We start from the raw sequence: 18,524 nt of genomic DNA, 5'->3' as shown, positions 1-18,524 counted from the left end.
GTTAAAGGGCCTTGCTTGCGCGCAGTGCCGGCTTACGCCCGGCACCGCGCATAGACAATGAAGGAGGAGCTTACCTGCCCTTTACGCTGGCGTTGCATTTCCTGTGCACATCCCGGGCGTGCAGAATCACGGGCACGACGACGGACGCGGTGCAGGCCGGGAGAGGGAAAGAGATCTATATTGAAAGGAGAACCGCTAAAGAGGATGCCCTCGCACACGTCCAGAATATCGGACGCTGTCGCTCGATCTGCCACGGGCTGGGAGATCGCTGACACGTTGCAGGCCTTGCTGGCCGCGCTGCGGACGGACGTGTCGCCACTGATGTGATAAGCATGCAGACCTGACTGCAAAGAGCAGTCGGTGACGCCGATTAACGGCAGGCGAGACATGAAGCACCCCGGTATTATTGCTGTTATGGGTTTGATCGGAGCTTAGCCTTGTTCATTTTTTTACACAACACCCCCGTAAAAAATACAACACGGCCTGCTCAAGCCTGCGGGTGGCGCGTCTTTCACGGATAAAAAAATGCCCCAAAGTGCCCCATAAATGCCCTCGCAGCGCTTTTTCAGGGCACAAAAGGCCTCGCTTGACTTCGGCAGGCCGTTCGGGTTGACTGAAACCAGAAAAGATCAATGATTGATATTTTTAACAACAAAGGTGTTGCATCATGTCGGTACCCCCGCGTGCCGTTCAGCTTAACGAAGCGAACGCGTTCCTTAAGGAACATCCTGAGGTTCTGTACGTTGACCTTCTGATTGCGGATATGAATGGTGTGGTGCGCGGCAAGCGCATCGAACGCACCAGCCTCCACAAGGTTTACGAGAAAGGCATCAACCTGCCGGCCTCTCTATTTGCTCTGGATATCAATGGCTCCACGGTGGAAAGCACCGGCTTGGGCCTGGACATCGGCGACGCCGACCGTATCTGCTATCCAATCCCCGATACCCTGTGCAACGAGCCATGGCAGAAGCGCCCGACCGCGCAACTGTTGATGACCATGCACGAACTCGAAGGTGACCCTTTCTTCGCCGACCCGCGCGAAGTGCTCCGTCAAGTTGTTGCAAAGTTTGACGAGCTCGGCCTGACCATCTGCGCCGCGTTCGAACTCGAGTTTTACCTGATCGACCAGGAAAACGTGAACGGCCGCCCTCAGCCGCCACGCTCGCCGATCTCCGGCAAACGCCCGCATTCGACTCAGGTTTACCTGATCGACGACCTCGACGAATACGTCGACTGCCTCCAGGACATTCTGGAAGGCGCCAAAGAGCAAGGTATTCCGGCCGACGCCATCGTCAAGGAAAGTGCCCCGGCGCAGTTCGAAGTGAACCTGCACCACGTCGCCGACCCGATCAAGGCATGCGACTACGCGGTCCTGCTCAAGCGTCTGATCAAGAACATCGCCTACGACCATGAAATGGACACCACTTTCATGGCCAAGCCGTACCCGGGCCAGGCAGGCAACGGTCTGCACGTCCACATTTCGGTTCTCGACAAAGAAGGCAAAAACATTTTTGCCAGCGAGGATCCCGAGCAGAACGCCGCGCTGCGTCACGCGATCGGCGGTGTGCTCGAGACCCTGCCCGCGCAGATGGCTTTCCTCTGCCCGAACGTCAACTCCTACCGTCGTTTCGGCGCACAGTTCTACGTGCCGAACTCGCCGAGCTGGGGCCTGGACAACCGCACCGTGGCCCTGCGCGTACCGACCGGCTCCGCCGACGCGGTCCGTCTGGAACACCGCGTTGCCGGCGCCGACGCCAACCCGTACCTGCTGATGGCTTCGGTGCTGGCGGGCGTGCACCACGGTCTGACCAACAAGATCGAGCCACCGGCTCCGACCGAAGGCAACAGCTACGAGCAGAACGAGCAGAGCCTGCCGAACAACTTGCGCGATGCCCTGCGCGAGCTGGACGACAGCGAGGTGATGGCCAAGTACATCGATCCGAAATACATCGATATCTTCGTCGCCTGCAAAGAGAGCGAACTGGAGGAGTTCGAACACTCCATCTCCGACCTCGAGTACAACTGGTACCTGCACACCGTTTAAGCGGACTGCAGCAAAGGAAAACGCCGTTGGCTTCTCAGCCAGCGGCGTTTTTTTATTGGCCTCTGTGGCAGACATTCAAGCTCTGCGTACAATGCCCGCTGCCCCGCAGGAGACTTTCATGACGCGTCCCGCCCCCGTCCGCAAACCCCGTGCCCGCAGTCAGGCGCGGATCGATTCGATACTCGACGCCGCGCGCACGCTGCTGGCCGCCGAGGGCGTGGCGAGCCTGTCGATCTACAGCGTGGCCGAGCGCGCGCAGATTCCGCCCTCTTCGGTCTACCACTTCTTCGCCAGCGTCCCGGCGCTGCTCGAAGCGCTGACCGCAGATGTGCACGCGGCCTTCCGTGCCTGCCTGCAAGCACCGATCGATCACGATGCCCTGCGCGACTGGCGCGACCTGTCACGGCTGGTCGAAGAGCGGATGCTGGAAATCTACGGCGAGGATGCCGCCGCTCGCCAGCTCATTCTCGCGCAGCACGGCCTGACCGAAGTCACCCAGGCCGACCGTCAGCACGATCTTGAGCTGGGCGACCTGATGCACAAGCTGTTCGACCATCACTTCGAACTGCCGCGACTGCCGGATGACGTCGACGTGTTCGCGCTGGCCATGGAACTGGGCGACCGCGTCTACGCCCGCTCGGTGCAGCAGCACGGCCAGATCACCCCGCGCATGGCCGAGGAAGGCATGCGGGTGTTCGATGCCTATATCGGGCTGTATCTGCCGCCGTATCTGCCCAAGCGCTGAGACATGATCGTTCCCACGCTCTGCGTGGGAACGATCAACATCAGCGATCAGCGAACAACAAAAAACCCCGAAGGGCTCACACCCTTCGGGGTTGTTTTTGTCCCACGCCCTTACAACTTGGCGATGGACACCTCGGTGGATTTCACGAAGGCGATCACTTCGCTGCCGACCTCCAGTTCCAGCTCCTTGACCGAACGGGTGGTGATCACCGACGTGACGATGCCGGAAGCGGTCTGCACGTCGATTTCCGACAGCACGTCGCCGAGAACGATCTCCTTGATCGCGCCTTTGAACTGGTTGCGTACGTTGATGGCTTTGATAGTCATGGCATTGATTCCTGTCGTTTGCTTGAGTTATTGAGCCCAACGCAGTTGCGTAGGCAAGGGTGAAACGGGTTCCGGCGCCGGCGGCTCGCCGGGCAGGGACAACACACGGTTGAGCACTTCGGTTTCCAGCGCGGCCAAGCGATGGGAGCCGCGGACCCGAGGGCGCGGCAGCTCCACTTGCAGGTCGAGGCCGACTTCGCCGTCCTCGATCAGAATCACCCGGTCGGCAATCGCCACCGCTTCGCTGACGTCGTGGGTCACCAGCAACACGGTGAAACCATGCTGTTGCCAGAGACGTTCAATCAGTTGCTGCATCTCGATCCGGGTCAGCGCATCCAGCGCGCCCAGCGGCTCGTCGAGCAGCAGCAGACGCGGTTGATGGATCAGCGCCCGGGCCAGCGCCACACGCTGCTTTTGCCCGCCGGACAGAGCCGCCGGCCATTCGTTGGCGCGATCGGCGAGGCCGACTGCATCCAGCGCCTGCAAGGCTTGCGCACGCCAGTTGCCCTTGAGACCGAGACCGACGTTGTCGATGATCTTTTTCCACGGCAGCAGCCGTGCTTCCTGGAACATTAACCGGGTGTCATCCCGCGCATCGCTGAGCGGTGCAGCCCCGGCGAGCAAATCGCCGCCGGTAGGTTGATCGAGGCCGGCGAGCAAGCGCAGCAACGTGCTTTTGCCGCAGCCACTGCGCCCGACCACGGCGACAAACTGCCCCGCCGGAATATGCAAGTCGATACCGCGCAGCACTTGCCGCGAGCCGAAGGTCTTTTGCAGATTGCGCACCGCCAGCGGAATCCCGCGCAGCAGGCGTGGAGGTTGTTGAGCGGTCATGCCGCACCTCCTTTCGCCACTTGATACGCCGGATGCCAGCGCAGCCACACACGTTCAAGGCCACGGGCCGCGAGGTCGGCCAGTTTGCCGAGCACCGCGTACAGCAGAATCGCCAGCACCACCACGTCGGTCTGCAAGAACTCGCGGGCGTTCATCGCCAGATAACCGATGCCGGAGCTGGCAGAAATGGTTTCCGCGACGATCAGCGTCAGCCACATGAAGCCCAGGGCGAAGCGCACGCCGACCAGAATCGAAGGCAGCGCACCCGGCAGAATCACCTGCCAGAACAGGCTGAAACCGGACAGGCCATAACTGCGGGCCATTTCCACCAGCGCCGGATCGACGTTGCGGATGCCGTGATAGGTGTTGAGGTAGATCGGGAACAATGTGCCCAATGCCACCAGGAAAATCTTTGCCGACTCGTCGATGCCGAACCACAGGATCACCAGCGGAATCAGCGCCAGGTGCGGCACGTTGCGGATCATCTGCACCGAGCTGTCGAGCAGGCGTTCGCCCCACTTCGACAGGCCGGTGATGAAGCCCAGCACCAGGCCGATGCTGCCACCGATGGTGAAGCCCAGCGCGGCGCGCCAGCCGCTGATTGCCAAGTGCGTCCAGATTTCGCCGCTGCGCACCAGACTCACGCCGGCTTCGATCACCGCCACCGGCGCCGGCAGAATCCGTGTCGACAGCCAACCGGCCGACACCGACAACTGCCACACCGCCAGCAACAGCACCGGCAACGCCCAGGGCGCGAGGCTGTGGATAAATTTCTTCATGGCGGCGCCTCAGCTCTGGGACGCGGCTTTGGGAAGAATGTCGTTGGCCACCATCTCGCCGAACGGGCTGACGTAACCGGCGCTTTTTGGCAATTCCGGACGCTCGACGTCGAGGTGCGGGAACAGCAGTTCAGCCACCCGATACGATTCTTCGAGGTGTGGATAACCGGAGAAAATGAAGGTATCGATGCCCAGATCCGCGTACTCCTTCACCCGCGCCGCCACGGTCGGGCCGTCGCCGACCAGCGCCGTCCCGGCCCCCCCGCGTACCAGACCGACGCCGGCCCACAGGTTCGGGCTGACTTCGAGGTTATCGCGGCTGCCACCGTGCAACGCGGCCATGCGTTGCTGGCCGACCGAATCGAACCGCGCCAGCGAAGCCTGGGCACGTTTGATGGTGTCGTCGTCCAGATGCGAGATCAGGCGATCTGCCGCTTGCCAGGCTTCAGCGTTGGTTTCCCGCACGATCACATGCAGGCGAATGCCGAAGCGCACGGTGCGGCCGAGCTTGGCGGCTTTGGCGCGCACCTGTTCAATCTTCTCGGCCACGGCTGCGGGCGGCTCGCCCCAGGTCAGGACCATTTCCACTTGTTCGGCGGCCAGATCCTGCGCCGCTTCCGACGAGCCACCGAAATACAGCGGCGGACGCGGTTGCTGGATCGGCGGATAGAGCAATTTGGCGCCCTTCACGCTGATGTGCTCGCCATCGTAATCCACGGTTTCACCTTCCAGCACGCGGCGCCAGATCCGGGTGAATTCCACCGAGGCCTGATAGCGCGCTTCGTGATCGAGGAACAGACCGTCGCCGGCCAACTCTTCCGGATCGCCACCGGTCACCAGGTTGAACAGCGCACGACCGCCGGACAGACGATCCAGCGTTGCCGCCTGACGCGCCGCCACCGTCGGGGAAATGATCCCGGGGCGCAGGGCGACAAGGAATTTCAGACGCTGGGTCACCGGGATCAGCGATGCTGCCACCAGCCACGAGTCCTCGCACGAACGGCCAGTGGGAATCAGCACGCCGCCGAAACCCAGTCGATCCGCCGCTTGCGCGACCTGTTGCAGATAGCCATGGTCGACGGCGCGGGCGCCTTCGGCGGTGCCAAGGTAATGGCCGTCGCCGTGGGTCGGCAGGAACCAGAAGATGTTGAGGCTCATGGAGTGGTCTCCTTGGGGATTCGATTTACTGGGCTTGGGTGACCGAGCTTTGGGCCACAGCGGCCGGCGGGGTCCAGATCACGTCCTTGATGCTCAACGGCTTGGGAATCAGCTTGAGCTGGTAGAAGGTGTCGGCGATTTTCTGTTGTGCGGCGACCACTTCCGGGGTCAGGAACAGCGCGCCGTAGCCCTGGCGTTTCACCGAGGTCAGGGTGATGTCTGCCGGCAGGCCGAGCAGCGGCGACACCTGTTGGGTCACGTCTTCCGGGTTGGCCTTGGACCATTCACCGACAGCGCGCACTTCTTCCACGAGGGTCTTGATCACCTCGGGATTTTTCTGTGCGTAGGGCTTGGTTGCCAGGTAGAACTGGTGGTTGTCGACGATGCCTTTGCCGTCACGCAGGGTGTGCGCTTGCAGCTGTTTCTCGGCGGCCGCCTGGTACGGGTCCCAGATGACCCAGGCGTCGACGCTGCCGCGCTCGAACGCGGCGCGGGCATCGGCCGGCGGCAGGAATACGGTTTGAATGTCGCTGTACTTGAGACCGGCATCTTCCAGCGCACGCACCAGCAGGTAGTGAACGTTGGAGCCTTTGTTCAGGGCGACTTTCTTGCCCTTGAGATCCGCCACCGATTTGATCGGCGAATCTTTCGGTACCAGGATCGCTTCGCTGTTCGGCGCTGGCGGCTCGTAAGCCACGTAGAGCAGATCGGCACCGGCCGCCTGAGCGAAGACCGGCGGGGTTTCGCCGGTGACGCCGAAGTCGATCGAGCCGACGTTCAAGCCTTCGAGCAGTTGCGGGCCGCCGGGGAATTCAGTCCATTGCACGTCGACGCCTTGGGCGGCGAGACGTTTTTCCAGGGTGCCCTTGGCTTTGAGCAGCACCAGCGTGCCGTATTTCTGATAACCGATTCGTAGCGTCTCGGCTTGAGCTTGAGTGATGGCGCCGAAGGACACAGCCGCAGCAAACAGAGCGACCAGACCACGACGCAAAAATACAGTGCGCATAGCGCTCTCCTTTTTGCTGTTGGGTTTTGGCTGCACCTGCTTGGCCGTTGGCGGCTGAGTAAGGTGAGTACTTCAAGTTTCGGTGTGGCTCAAATGCTCCAGCGAGCACTCAACAAACGTTCGTTCAACAATCCCGGCTCCAGCGGCTTGGGCCGGCGGGCCATGGCGCTGACAAACTGGTCCAGCGCTTCATGCAGTCGCTGCTCCAGCGCCGGTGCCAACTGCGCCTGGGCACTGCCTTCGCCGTAGGCGATCTGGCTGTCCTCGGCAAAAATCCCTTGCAGCATTTCCTGGGCCTTCAACGCCGACAGCACAGGCTTGAGGGCGTAATCGACCACCAGCATGTGGGCGATGCTGCCGCCGGTGGCCATCGGCAGAACAATCTTGTGGTTCAGCGCACGTTCGGGCAGCAGATCCAGCACGGTCTTCAGGGCGCCGGAAAACGACGCCTTGTACACCGGCGTGGCGATCAGCAGGCCGTCGGCGTTTTCAATCTGTTGCAGCAGGTCGAGCACCTTCGGGCTGTCGAAGCGGGCGTGGAGCAGGTCTTCGGCCGGGAAGTCCCGCACCTGATAACTCACCACTTCCACCCCTTGCTGCTGCAACCAGCGTTGCGAGCGCTCCAGCAACACCCCGGAGCGGGAACGTTGACTGGGACTGCCACCGAGTGAGACGACCAGCATTCAGACGATTCCTTGCGCGTTACAGGCGATTCGCAGGTTGCGATCTCGCTTCAATGTCAGTGACCTTACCAGCTGATTCATATATCCATAAATCATATTTATTCATTTGGTTATTCTTTATAGAGATATGCATTTCACTTTCCTGCGGGCAAAAAAACAGGCCGTAAAGACGGCCTGAAACCCTGCATCGTGGTTTTTGCTGATCGCCCCATGCAGAGCCTGGGAACGATCCGAGGTAGGTTATTTGTTCGGCTGTGGTGTAAGGCGCAGGTACGGCTTCACCGCGCGGTAGCCCTTCGGAAAGCGTTGTTTGATTTCGTCTTCGTCCTTGAGTGACGGCACGATTACCACCTCTTCACCGTCCTGCCAGTTGGCCGGGGTGGCCACCTTGTAGTTGTCGGTGAGCTGCAGCGAATCGATCACCCGCAGAATCTCGTGGAAGTTGCGGCCGGTGCTCGCCGGGTAAGTGATGGTCAGGCGGATCTTCTTGTTCGGATCGATCACGAACAGCGAACGCACGGTCAGGGTGTCGTTGGCGTTCGGGTGGATCAGATCGTACAGATCGGACACCTTGCGATCGGCATCGGCCAGGATCGGAAAATTGACGATGGTGTTCTGGGTTTCGTTGATGTCCTCGATCCACTTGTGGTGCGAGTCCACCGGGTCGACCGACAGTGCAATGGCTTTCACGCCACGTTTGGTGAACTCGTCCTTGAGCTTGGCAGTGAAGCCCAGCTCGGTGGTGCATACCGGGGTGAAGTCCGCCGGGTGGGAAAACAGCACGCCCCAGCTATCGCCCAGCCATTCGTGGAAACGAATCTTGCCGGCGCTGGAATCCTGTTCGAAATCGGGGGCGATATCGCCAAGTCTGAGGCTCATGGTGCGGCTCCTGATGAGTGGTTGGAGACCTCAACTGTAGCTCGTGATTCGTTCTTCTGAAAAAGAATAAATAACTAGATATTTATATCTTTATTGAATATTAAACATCTGTTCACTGGACGCCCGACAGCATCGCGACGAACATCACCCTCAAGGTTCGAGAAGGCCTTGAGTTGCTGTAAAGAGGGGAACATCGGGAAAGGCTTACGGGGGTGAGCCGGACCCGGAAACACAAAAGCCCCGTCCGGCGCGATGCCGGACGGGGCTTTTTTTACATCAGGCTTTTTACATCAGTGCAGGAGCGCGCTATTACAACAGCGGGATCGAGTAGCTGACGATCAGGCGGTTTTCGTCCTGCGAACGGGTGTTCGGCAGGTCGGTGCGCCATACAGCGTTTTTCCACATCAGGCCGACGTTCTTGAACGGACCTTCCGGTACGACGTAACCGATGGTGAAGTCGCGCTCCCACTCGGAACGGTTCGAAGCGCTTTCGCGACCGTTGGTGCCAACGGTGTCGATCGAATCGCCTTTCAGGTAAACCACACCAGCGGTCAGGCCAGGTACGCCGACTTTAGCGAAGTCATACGAGTAGCGAGCCTGCCAGGTTTTCTCGCCGGCACGGCCGAACTTCTGGATCTGCATGTCGGTGATGGTGTAGTTCGACGAACCGTCGCCCTGGTTCAGCCAAGGGAAGTCAGAGCTGCCGTTGGAAACCTGGTAACCGCCACCGAAGGTGTGACCTTCAACGGTGTACAGGAACAGGCCGCTGTACAGGTTGTTGTCGACTTCGCCACGACCGTTACGCACGCCGGTGTAGTTACCGGTGCTGAAGTACGCAGGATCAGTGCCGTTCTTGCCGTCGTCGGAGCTGTTGAAGTAACGGAAGTCAGACTTCAATACGCCCGGGCCGATGGCCCAGTTGTGTACCAGACCCAGGAAGTGCTGCTTGTAGAAGTCTTCCAGGTTGCCGTAGTAGTACTGGGCAGTCAGGTCTTTGGTGATCTTGTAGTCACCACCGGCGTAGATGAACTTGTTGCTGTCACGGAAGCCAGTGCCACGGCTGTTTGCGCCGCTGATGGACAGGTTTTCGTTGTTGCTGGAGTTACGGCCTTTCACGGCTTCGATCTGACCACCGACCAGAGTCAGGTCCTTGATTTCGCCGGAGGTGATCTGACCACCCTGCCAGGTTTGTGGCAGCAGGCGGCCGTCGTTGGTCACGATGACCGGGTTCTTCGGCTGCAGGGTGCCCAGCTTCAGTTCGGTCTGGGAGATCTTGGCTTTGGCAGTCAGACCCAGGCTGGAGAAGTTGTCCACTGCTTTGCCGTTGGACTCGCTCGGGAACACAGTGCCGCCGTAAGCGGTGCCGCTGTTGCCGTTGGTGCCGCCGCCCGAATCCAGACGCACGCCCAGCAAGCCGATGGCGTCGATACCGAAGCCCACAGTGCCTTGGGTGTAACCGGAGATGAAACGCAGATCGAAGCCTTGGCCCCACTCTTCGTTCTTGTTGGCGCCAGCGCCATCGCGGTTGTCGGTGTTGATGTAGAAGTTACGCAGCCCCAAGGTGGCCTTGCTGTCTTCGATGAAACCGGCGGCGCCTGCCTGCTGCGCCAAAACCCCTACGGCCACGGCCAGGGCCAAGGTGGACTTGTTCATGTTTCGCTCCTCTCGTTTCTAATTCTTGTGTTCCTGGTCCGGGGTCTGATGCCCCTGGATCCTAAGATGCGCGATTAGCGCCAGACCGTGACTGACAAGTCAATCGTAACCTTGTGTGTCTACGACCAAGGTCTAATCGCAGTTATTTGGTCCCTGCAGGGTAAAGACTTCCTGATAATCCCAAAAAGAATTTATTCATTCTTTTTCATACCATTCGGCTATATAGCCAGCCAATTGCCATCTTCCCCGGGATACAAGGTATCGGCGACTAAGCTCATTACTAAATGGTATTTATTAGCCTTTTTTTAGATCGATTAGCTTTGACGCAACCCCGATTCGTCAATCCCTATCAAAAAGGCGACGCCATGATGGCCAAACGCGCACTATCTAGTCAATTTGTTACAGTTTGTGTATCAGCGCTGATTTCTTTTTCAGCCCATGCCGCCAACCTCACTGTGGGCTACCAGACCGGTATCGACCCGAGCAAAGTCCCCCAGGCCGACGGCGTCTACGAGAAAACCATTGGCGAGAAAATTGACTGGCGCCGGTTCAACAGCGGCCCGGAAGTTGTGACAGCCATTGCCTCCGGCGATGTGCAGATCGGCAACCTCGGCTCCAGCCCGCTGGCAGCCGCCGCCTCGCGCAATCTGCCGATCGTTGCCTTCATCGTCTCGGCGCAGATCAATGCCGCCGAAGCACTGGTGGTGCGTAACGGCAGCGGTATCAACAAACCCGAAGACCTGATCGGCAAGACCATCGCCACCCCGTTCGTTTCCACTTCCCACTACAGCCTGCTCGGCGCGCTCAAGCACTGGGGCCTGGACACCTCGAAAGTCAAAGTGGTGAATCTGCAACCCGCAGAAATCGCGGCCGCCTGGAAACGTGGCGACATCGACGGCGCCTTTGTCTGGTCGCCGGCGCTGGGTGAGATCCGCAAGACCGGCAAGACCCTGACCGATGCCGCGCAGGTCGGCCAGTGGGGCGCGCCGACCTTCGAAGTCTGGGTCGCGCGCAAGGACTTTGCCGAGAAGCATCCTGAAGTCGTGGCCAAGTTCGCCAAGGTGACTCTGGACTCGTTCGCGGATTACGCCGCCCATAAAGACAGCTGGACAGCCGACTCGGTGCCTGTACAAAAAATCGCCAAACTGACCGGTGCCAATGCTGCCGACGTACCGGAACTGCTCGCGGGTTCGGCCTTCCCGGACGCCCAGGCGCAACAGACCACGGCGCTGCTGGACGGCGGCACGGCGAAGGCAATTGGTGAGACGGCAAAATTTTTGAAGGAACAGGGCAAGGTCGAAAGCGTTTTGCCTGACTACTCGCCGTACGTCAGTGCGAAGTTTGTAGCGGAGTAAACAAATTGCCCCCACGCATCCCGTGGGGGCAATCGCATATCACAGAGACTTTTCGAAGATCTTCGAATTGCGCTGATAGTTATAGAGAGAAGCCCGCGCCGCCGGCAGGCGTTCAACGCTGCTCGGCTCGAAACCGCGCTCGCGGAACCAGTGGGCAGTGCGGGTGGTGAGGACGAACAAAGTCTTCAGGCCCTGCGCCCGGGCACGGGTCTCGATGCGCTCGAGCAATTCGTCGCCGCGACCGCCATGGCGATACTCGGGATTCACCGCCAGGCACGCCAGCTCGCCGGCATCCGAATCGGCAATCTGATACAGCGCCGCACAGGCGATGATCATCCCTTCACGCTCGACCACACTGAACTGCTCGATCTCACGCTCCAGCACTTCGCGCGAGCGACGCACCAGAATCCCCTGCTCTTCCAGCGGACTGATCAGGTCGAGCAAGCCGCCGACGTCTTCAATCGCCGCCTCGCGCACCAGTTCGAATTGCTCCTGGGCCACCAGCGTACCGCCACCGTCACGGGTGAACAGTTCGGTCAGCAGCGCACCATCCTCGGCATAACTGACGATATGGCTGCGTGCCACGCCGCCACGACAGGCTTCGGCGGCGGCATCCAGCAGTTCCGCCTGATAGTTGCTGCCCAGACGCTGCAGATGTGCCGGCACCTGTTGCGGACGCAGTTCGCGCACCAGTTTGCCGTTTTCGTCGATCAGACCGAGGTCGGCGCCGAACAGCAGCAGCTTGTCGGCGCCCAGATCGATGGCGGCGCGGGTGGCGACGTCTTCGCAGGCGAGGTTGAAGATCTCGCCGGTCGGCGAATAACCCAGCGGCGACAACAGCACGATGGAGCGCTCGTCGAGCAGACGGTTGATGCCCTTGCGGTCGACCCGACGCACTTCGCCGGTGTGGTGATAGTCGACACCTTCCAGCACGCCGATCGGCCGGGCCGTCACGAGGTTGCCGCTGGCCACCCGCAGACGCGAGCCCTGCATCGGCGACGAGGCCATGTCCATCGACAGCCGCGCTTCGATGGCGATGCGCAACTGGCCGACCGCATCGATCACGCACTCCAGCGTCGCGGCATCGGTGATGCGCATGCCGTGGTGGTAATGCGGGGTCAGGCCACGGGCGGCGAGGCGAGTTTCGATCTGAGGACGGGAACCGTGAACCAGCACCAGCCGCACGCCGAGGCTGTGCAGCAATACGATGTCATGGACGATGTTGCCGAAATTCGGATGCTCCACGCCGTCGCCCGGAAGCATGACGACGAAGGTGCAATCGCGGTGAGCATTGATATAAGGAGACGCGTGGCGAAGCCAATTGACGTATTCGGGCATGAACCTGGGCCTGTAATAAATAGCAGCCGGAAAAGGGGCGAAACGGAAAACGCACAGCGGGCTGATGGTTATCGTCGGAACAGGCTTGGCGACACGCGCGCTCTCCTCATGAATACGGGTGGGTGTATGGGCAATTTATACAGTTTTGAGACAGTAATGTTCGATCAACTGCCGCAATAGATGCACGGTAGGCTGCAAACGTGACATTTCGAGGTACTCGTCCGGCTGGTGCGCACAGGCGATGTCGCCGGGGCCGAGCACGATGGTTTCGCAGCCAAGGCGCTGAAGATAAGGCGCTTCGGTGCCGAACGCTACCGCTTCGGCCGTGTGGCCGGTGAGTTTTTCGGCAATTCGCACCAGCTCCGCGTCTTCGGCCTGCTCGAACGGCGGCACTTCGGGAAACAACGGCGCGTAATCGATCTTCACTTTATGCCGTTCGGCGACCGGGTTGAGCTTGCGCAGAATCTCGCTGCGCAAGATTTTCGGGTCCATCCCCGGCAACGGCCGCAGGTCGAACTCCAGCGAACACTGGCCGCAGATGCGGTTGGGGTTGTCGCCACCGTGGATACAGCCGAAGTTCATGGTCGGCTGCGACACGCTGAACTGCGGGTTGTTGAATTCACGCTGCCACAACAGGCGCAGGCCGCGCAGTTCGCCGATGGCATCGTGCATCGCTTCGAGGGCGCTGTGCCCCAGGCGCGGATCCGACGAATGGCCGCTCTGCCCGAGGATATCGATGCGCTCCATCATGATGCCCTTGTGCATGCGGATCGGCTTGAGCCCGGTCGGCTCGCCGATCACGGCCGCCCGGCCCAGCGGGCGCCCCGCTTCGGCCAGCGCCCGGGCACCGGACATCGAGCTTTCTTCATCGCAGGTGGCGAGGATCAGCAGCGGCTGCTTGAACGGTTGAGCGAGCAGCGGTTGCACGGCTTCGATGATCAGGGCGAAGAAGCCCTTCATGTCGCAACTGCCGAGACCGACCCAGCGGCCATCGACTTCGGTGAGTTTCAACGGATCGGTTTTCCACAACGCATCGTCGTAGGGCACCGTGTCGCTGTGCCCGGCCAGCACCAGCCCGCCGGGGCCACTGCCGAAACTGGCGAGCAGATTGAATTTGCCGGGACTGACCTGCTGGATGTCGCAGCTGAAGCCGAGGTCGCCGAGCCAGCCCGCAAGCAGATCGATCACCGCCCGGTTGGACTGGTCGAGACCCGGCTGGGTGCAGCTGACCGACGGCGCTGCGATCAGTGCAGCGAACTGGTCTTGCATGGACGGCAATGGCATCGCTGACTCCAACTCCCGGATTGAGGTTCATCATAGAACCATCCGGCGCCGAGAATAAACCGCCGCAAAGCGTAGGAAGGCTCAGTCCTGTACACTGCACGGCCTTGGCAGCCACACATTCCCCCGGCTGCGCTCCCGATCCTGGATTTTCCGGCCATGCAGAAAGAAACCGAAATCAAACTCCGCGTCAGCCGCGAAACCCTCGCCGCCCTGCGCGAGCACCCTCTCCTGAAAAAACGCAACAAAAGTGGCTGGGAACGCCGTGAGTTGATGAATCAGTACTTCGACACGCCTGAGCGTGACCTGGCCCGGGCCAAGGTTGCCCTGCGCCTGCGCAAGGACGGCGAAGAGGTGATTCAGACCCTCAAGACCCGTGGCCAGAGCGTCGCCGGTCTGTCCGAGCGTAACGAGTACGACTGGAACCTGCCCAAAGCCAAGCTCGACGTGAAGAAACTCGACGGCGAATGCTGGCCCGAGTCCCTCGCCGAGCTGGACAAGAAAACCCTGAAGCCGATCTTCACCACCGATTTCGTCCGCGAACGCGCCGAAATCGCGTGGGGCCGTGGCAAGACCAAAGTGGTCATCGAAGCCGCGCTGGATCTGGGCCACGTGGTAGTCGGCAAACAGAAAGAAGAAATCTGCGAGCTGGAACTGGAACTGCGCGAAGGCGAGCCTGCCGCGCTGCTGGAACTGGCCGCCGAACTGGCCGAAACCCTGGCCCTGATGCCGTGCGACATCAGCAAGGCCGAGCGCGGCTATCGTCTATACGACGCCAACAGCTACTCGCTGAGCCTGCCGGCGCCGGCCATCACCGCCGAAACCCCGCTGGACGACGCCTTCGCCGCCCTGGCCTGGCACTTGCTCGGCAGCAGCCAGCGTCTGGCCGAACAGTATCGCTTCAACGGCCACTGGCGCCTGCTGCAGGACTGGGTCGAGAACCTCGCGGAAATGCGTGCCCTGCTCAGCAGCCTCGGCCAGGCCGCACCGCGTCCGTCGACCCACGACCTGCGCGTTGCCCTGGACGCCCTGCTGGAAGACTGGCGTCCGCTGGTACAGGTCGGCATCGAAGACGAAGACGTGCGCAAAGCCGCGCCGGAACAGTTCCTCGAAGAGCTGGAAGACCCGCGCTGGGGCCTGTTCTCGCTGAACGCTTCGCGCTGGTTGCTGGCCCGCACCTGGGCTGCCGACCGCAACACCCGTGGCAATCGCCAGGGTGCCGCGCAGTTGCAAAGCTGGCTGCCGCGCCTGCTGGGCGAAGAAGCCACTTCGCTGCAATTGCAGCGCTATCAGCAGCAGCCGGAAGATCTGGCCGAGCAACTGCCGCGCATCGAGCGCATCCAGGTCTGGTTGCACCACGCGCGCAACGTGCTGGAAATCCCGGAAATGGATCGACTGTACGGCGAGCTGAACAAACTGGCGCAACTGGCCAACGAGCCGACCATCACCGACGAACTGCTCGATGCGCGCAAGCATCAGGCGATTGCGGTGTACCAGAACCGTGCCTGGAAAATGCTGCTGCGCATGTAATCCCCGCATGATGATCGTTCCCATCCGTGGGAACGATCATCAGCGCAGTACCGGCAGGCTCGTCGTGGACTTGATCTCCGACAGCGCCACAATCGAGTTCACCTCCTGAATCCCCGGCACCAGCGACAGCTTCTCGAAGAAGAACCGCTCATACGCCTCGATGTCCGCCGCGACGATCCGCAGCAGGAAATCCACCGCCCCCATCAGCACGTAACACTCCAGCACTTCGGGAAAGCCGCGAATCGCCTCGGTGAACTCAGTGAAGTTCGAGCGCCCATGGGCGTTGAGTTTGATCTCGGCGAAAATCTGCGTGTTCAGGCCGATTTTCTTGCGATCGAGCAAAGTTACCTGACCCCGAATGATTCCCTCCTCCTTCATCCGCTGAATCCGCCGCCAGCACGGCGATTGCGACAGCCCCACCTGCTCGGCGATCTGTGCGCTGGACAAGGAAGCGTCCTCTTGCAGCAGGGCGAGAATGCGCCGGTCGTAGCCGTCCAGATCGCTGTGCATAAATAATCCTCAAATTCATCAAGCGGCGAATTGATATACCTATTCAATCGCCTGTTCGGCTCATCTTAGACAAGAAATGCCCGGCATCGAATGTAAAAATTCCTCCACTGATTCCGGAGACCTGTCATGCCACACCTCGAAGCCGTCAACACCCCTGCGCCCCGTGCCGATGTGTGGAACGCCAGCAACGCGCATTGCCTCGCGCAGTACCAGATCCTGGCCGAGGCCGAGCCGGATTTGCTGGTGCGGGTGCTGAACCTGTTCGCCTTGCAGTGCCTCACGCCGGAGCAGGTCAATGTCCAGCGGCTGGACGATCTGCTGTCGATCGACATCGTCATGGGTGGCCTGAGCTGGCACCGCGCCCAGGTGATCGCGGAAAAACTTCGTAACCTGATCAGCGTCTGCTCGGTGGACCTGCAAAACCCCGACGCGGCGTGGGATGCACCGGCGCAGGCGGCCGGCTGACAAGAACCGAAACGTCTTCGTCGGGTAGTGGCCCAACGGTCGGCAGGGCCACGACTATCCTTTGCGCACTGTCGTTCAAAAGGAGCCCGCATGTCCGTTCAACTCGCCACTCAGGATCGCTGGCTGGATCTCAATGAGGTACTGCGTGAACTGGTCGCCCAAGGCTTCATCTGCCAGGACTCGGCCGAGCAGGCGCTGAATGCCCGGCGTCGGCATGCCGCCCATGGCCAGAAGCATCCGCTGGAATTCATCGCCAGCCAGCAACTGGAGGATCTCAGCCGTCCGGGCAAACACCTCGACCTGGAAAGCCTGACCCTCTGGCTGGCGCAGCAGGCCGGCCAGCCATACCTTCGGATCGATCCGCTGAAGATCAACGTCGCCGCCATCACGCCGCTGATGTCCTATGCCTTCGCCCAGCGCCACAAGATTCTCGCGGTGTCGGTCGATCGCGATGCAGTAACCGTGGCCAGCGCTCAGCCCTACGTCAGCGGCTGGGAGGCCGATCTGACTCACGTCCTGAAACTGCCGATCAAACGGGTGGTGGCCAACCCGGCGGACATTCAGCGTTTCAGCGTCGAATTCTTCCGTCTCGCCAAATCGGTCAGCGGCGCCAGCAATGCCGATGCGCAGAGCGGCAACCTCGGCAACTTCGAACAGTTGCTCAACCTCGGCGCCAGCGATCAGGAGCCCGACGCCAACGACGCGCACATCGTCAACATCGTCGACTGGCTGTTCCAGTACGCCTTCCAGCAACGGGCCAGCGATATCCACATCGAACCCCGGCGCGAGCAAGGCACGGTGCGTTTTCGCATCGACGGCGTGCTGCACAACGTCTATCAATTCCCGCCGCAGGTGACGATGGCCATCGTCAGCCGCCTGAAAAGCCTTGGCCGGATGAACGTCGCCGAGAAACGCAAACCCCAGGACGGCCGGGTCAAGACCAAGACCCCGGACGGCGGTGAAGTCGAGTTGCGGCTGTCGACCCTGCCCACCGCATTCGGCGAAAAAATGGTGATGCGGATCTTCGACCCGGAAGTCCTGCTCAAGGATTTCGATCAACTGGGGTTTTCCACCGACGACCTGCGGCGCTGGCAGGACATGACCCGCCAGCCCAACGGTATCATCCTGGTCACCGGGCCGACCGGTTCCGGCAAGACCACCACGCTGTACACCACGCTGAAAAAACTGGCGACCCCGGAGGTCAACCTCTGCACCATTGAGGACCCGATCGAGATGGTCGAGCCGGCCTTCAACCAGATGCAGGTCCAGCACAACATCGACCTGACCTTCGCCGCCGGCGTGCGTGCGCTGATGCGGCAGGACCCGGACATCATCATGATCGGCGAAATCCGCGATCTGGAAACGGCCGAAATGGCGATCCAGGCGGCGCTGACCGGGCACCTGGTGCTCTCGACCCTGCACACCAACGACGCGCCGAGCGCCATCAGCCGCCTGCTGGAACTCGGCGTGCCGCATTACCTGATCAAGGCCACCGTGCTCGGTGTGATGGCGCAACGACTGGTGCGAACCCTTTGCCCGCACTGCAAGGCGCCGCTGACGCTGGACGAAGAAGACTGGCAAACCCTGACCCGGCCGTGGCAGGCGCCGCTGCCGGGCAATGCGCAACGGGCCATCGGTTGCCTGGAGTGCCGCGACACCGGTTATCACGGGCGTGCCGGGGTCTACGAAATCATGCAACTGAGCGACAGCCTCAAGGCCTTGATCAGCCCCGACACCGATCTCACCGCGATCCGCCGGCAGGCGTTCAAGGAAGGCATGCGCAGCCTGCGCTTGTCCGGCGCGCAGAAAGTCGCGGCCGGGCTGACGACGCTTGAGGAAGTGCTGCGGGTGACACCACAGAGCGAGCAGAAATAAGTGCTCACGGAACCGGATCGGGGAAACGGCGATCCAACCGGTTATTCAACACCAGTGGAGTCA

18 protein-coding genes are annotated in these 18,524 nt (G+C 61.0%); 6 read left to right on the top strand and 12 right to left on the bottom strand.

The window, feature by feature from the left end; all coding sequences use genetic code 11:
- Nucleotides 1-32: 32 nt before the first annotated feature.
- The gene (locus tag JKA62_RS29075) at nt 33-389 is read right to left on the bottom strand and encodes a gamma-glutamyl-gamma-aminobutyrate hydrolase family protein (protein WP_330932849.1); all 357 of its coding nucleotides are present in this window, start codon (nt 387-389) and stop codon (nt 33-35) included.
- Between the two features lie 278 nt (nt 390-667).
- On the opposite strand from JKA62_RS29075, the gene JKA62_RS18055 reads away from it, so the two are divergent.
- A complete protein-coding gene (locus tag JKA62_RS18055; protein WP_011336449.1) occupies nt 668-2,044 on the top strand; it encodes a glutamine synthetase family protein in 1,377 nt (458 codons plus the stop codon).
- Nucleotides 2,045-2,162: 118 nt separating this feature from the next.
- The gene (locus tag JKA62_RS18050) at nt 2,163-2,789 is read left to right on the top strand and encodes a TetR/AcrR family transcriptional regulator (protein ID WP_007953517.1); all 627 of its coding nucleotides are present in this window, start codon (nt 2,163-2,165) and stop codon (nt 2,787-2,789) included.
- Nucleotides 2,790-2,899: 110 nt separating this feature from the next.
- Here the strand turns inward: JKA62_RS18050 and JKA62_RS18045 are convergent, their stop codons facing one another.
- The 8 genes from JKA62_RS18045 to JKA62_RS18010 form a co-directional block, all read right to left on the bottom strand.
- Nucleotides 2,900-3,115: a TOBE domain-containing protein gene (locus JKA62_RS18045; protein WP_007953520.1), complete on the bottom strand. Its 216-nt coding sequence runs from the start codon at nt 3,113-3,115 to the stop codon at nt 2,900-2,902.
- A 27-nt stretch (nt 3,116-3,142) separates the two neighbouring features.
- Nucleotides 3,143-3,949 carry an aliphatic sulfonates ABC transporter ATP-binding protein gene (ssuB, locus tag JKA62_RS18040; protein ID WP_201818859.1) on the bottom strand — a complete coding sequence of 269 codons (807 nt, stop codon included), beginning with the start codon at nt 3,947-3,949 and terminating at the stop codon, nt 3,143-3,145.
- Entirely contained in the window at nt 3,946-4,728 is a 783-nt protein-coding gene (ssuC, locus tag JKA62_RS18035) for an aliphatic sulfonate ABC transporter permease SsuC (RefSeq protein ID WP_011336451.1), read from the bottom strand. The genes ssuB and ssuC overlap by 4 nt, the downstream gene beginning before the upstream one ends.
- Before the next feature lie 9 nt (nt 4,729-4,737).
- Nucleotides 4,738-5,886 (bottom strand): FMNH2-dependent alkanesulfonate monooxygenase, encoded by a 1,149-nt coding sequence (gene ssuD, locus JKA62_RS18030; RefSeq protein ID WP_011336452.1) that lies wholly within the window; start codon nt 5,884-5,886, stop codon nt 4,738-4,740.
- Between the two features lie 25 nt (nt 5,887-5,911).
- Nucleotides 5,912-6,892, bottom strand: a complete 981-nt coding sequence (locus JKA62_RS18025) for a sulfonate ABC transporter substrate-binding protein (protein ID WP_011336453.1) — start codon at nt 6,890-6,892, stop codon at nt 5,912-5,914.
- A gap of 89 nt (nt 6,893-6,981) precedes the next feature.
- The gene (gene ssuE, locus JKA62_RS18020; RefSeq protein ID WP_011336454.1) at nt 6,982-7,575 is read right to left on the bottom strand and encodes an NADPH-dependent FMN reductase; all 594 of its coding nucleotides are present in this window, start codon (nt 7,573-7,575) and stop codon (nt 6,982-6,984) included.
- 240 nt (nt 7,576-7,815) lie between these two features.
- Nucleotides 7,816-8,454 carry a peroxiredoxin gene (locus JKA62_RS18015; protein WP_011336455.1) on the bottom strand — a complete coding sequence of 213 codons (639 nt, stop codon included), beginning with the start codon at nt 8,452-8,454 and terminating at the stop codon, nt 7,816-7,818.
- A gap of 309 nt (nt 8,455-8,763) precedes the next feature.
- Nucleotides 8,764-10,107, bottom strand: a complete 1,344-nt coding sequence (locus JKA62_RS18010) for an OprD family porin (RefSeq protein ID WP_011336456.1) — start codon at nt 10,105-10,107, stop codon at nt 8,764-8,766.
- 365 nt (nt 10,108-10,472) lie between these two features.
- Here JKA62_RS18010 and tauA point away from each other — a divergent pair, with 365 nt between their 5' ends.
- Nucleotides 10,473-11,462 carry a taurine ABC transporter substrate-binding protein gene (gene tauA, locus JKA62_RS18005; RefSeq protein ID WP_409438522.1) on the top strand — a complete coding sequence of 330 codons (990 nt, stop codon included), beginning with the start codon at nt 10,473-10,475 and terminating at the stop codon, nt 11,460-11,462.
- Between the two features lie 39 nt (nt 11,463-11,501).
- Here tauA and argA read toward each other — a convergent pair whose 3' ends face one another.
- Together argA and argE are read right to left on the bottom strand one after the other, a co-directional pair.
- Complete coding sequence (argA, locus tag JKA62_RS18000) at nt 11,502-12,800, bottom strand: amino-acid N-acetyltransferase (RefSeq protein ID WP_007951778.1); 1,299 nt, start codon at nt 12,798-12,800, stop codon at nt 11,502-11,504.
- A gap of 135 nt (nt 12,801-12,935) precedes the next feature.
- The gene (gene argE, locus JKA62_RS17995) at nt 12,936-14,084 is read right to left on the bottom strand and encodes an acetylornithine deacetylase (protein ID WP_201818857.1); all 1,149 of its coding nucleotides are present in this window, start codon (nt 14,082-14,084) and stop codon (nt 12,936-12,938) included.
- Nucleotides 14,085-14,240: 156 nt separating this feature from the next.
- On the opposite strand from argE, the gene JKA62_RS17990 reads away from it, so the two are divergent.
- Nucleotides 14,241-15,611: a CYTH domain-containing protein gene (locus tag JKA62_RS17990; RefSeq protein WP_129972269.1), complete on the top strand. Its 1,371-nt coding sequence runs from the start codon at nt 14,241-14,243 to the stop codon at nt 15,609-15,611.
- A gap of 39 nt (nt 15,612-15,650) precedes the next feature.
- Here the strand turns inward: JKA62_RS17990 and JKA62_RS17985 are convergent, their stop codons facing one another.
- The gene (locus JKA62_RS17985) at nt 15,651-16,121 is read right to left on the bottom strand and encodes an Lrp/AsnC family transcriptional regulator (RefSeq protein WP_011336460.1); all 471 of its coding nucleotides are present in this window, start codon (nt 16,119-16,121) and stop codon (nt 15,651-15,653) included.
- 126 nt (nt 16,122-16,247) lie between these two features.
- On the opposite strand from JKA62_RS17985, the gene JKA62_RS17980 reads away from it, so the two are divergent.
- Nucleotides 16,248-16,586 carry a hypothetical protein gene (locus JKA62_RS17980; protein WP_201818856.1) on the top strand — a complete coding sequence of 113 codons (339 nt, stop codon included), beginning with the start codon at nt 16,248-16,250 and terminating at the stop codon, nt 16,584-16,586.
- A 90-nt stretch (nt 16,587-16,676) separates the two neighbouring features.
- Entirely contained in the window at nt 16,677-18,461 is a 1,785-nt protein-coding gene (locus tag JKA62_RS17975) for a GspE/PulE family protein (RefSeq protein ID WP_201818855.1), read from the top strand.
- Nucleotides 18,462-18,524: the final 63 nt, after the last annotated feature.

Origin of the sequence: Pseudomonas sp. B7 (genome assembly GCF_016735645.1) — a bacterium.
Classification (GTDB): Bacteria; Pseudomonadota; Gammaproteobacteria; order Pseudomonadales; family Pseudomonadaceae; genus Aquipseudomonas; species Aquipseudomonas glycinae.
Note: the sequence above shows the minus strand (reverse complement) of the source record. Positions and strands in the feature narration are given on the sequence as shown.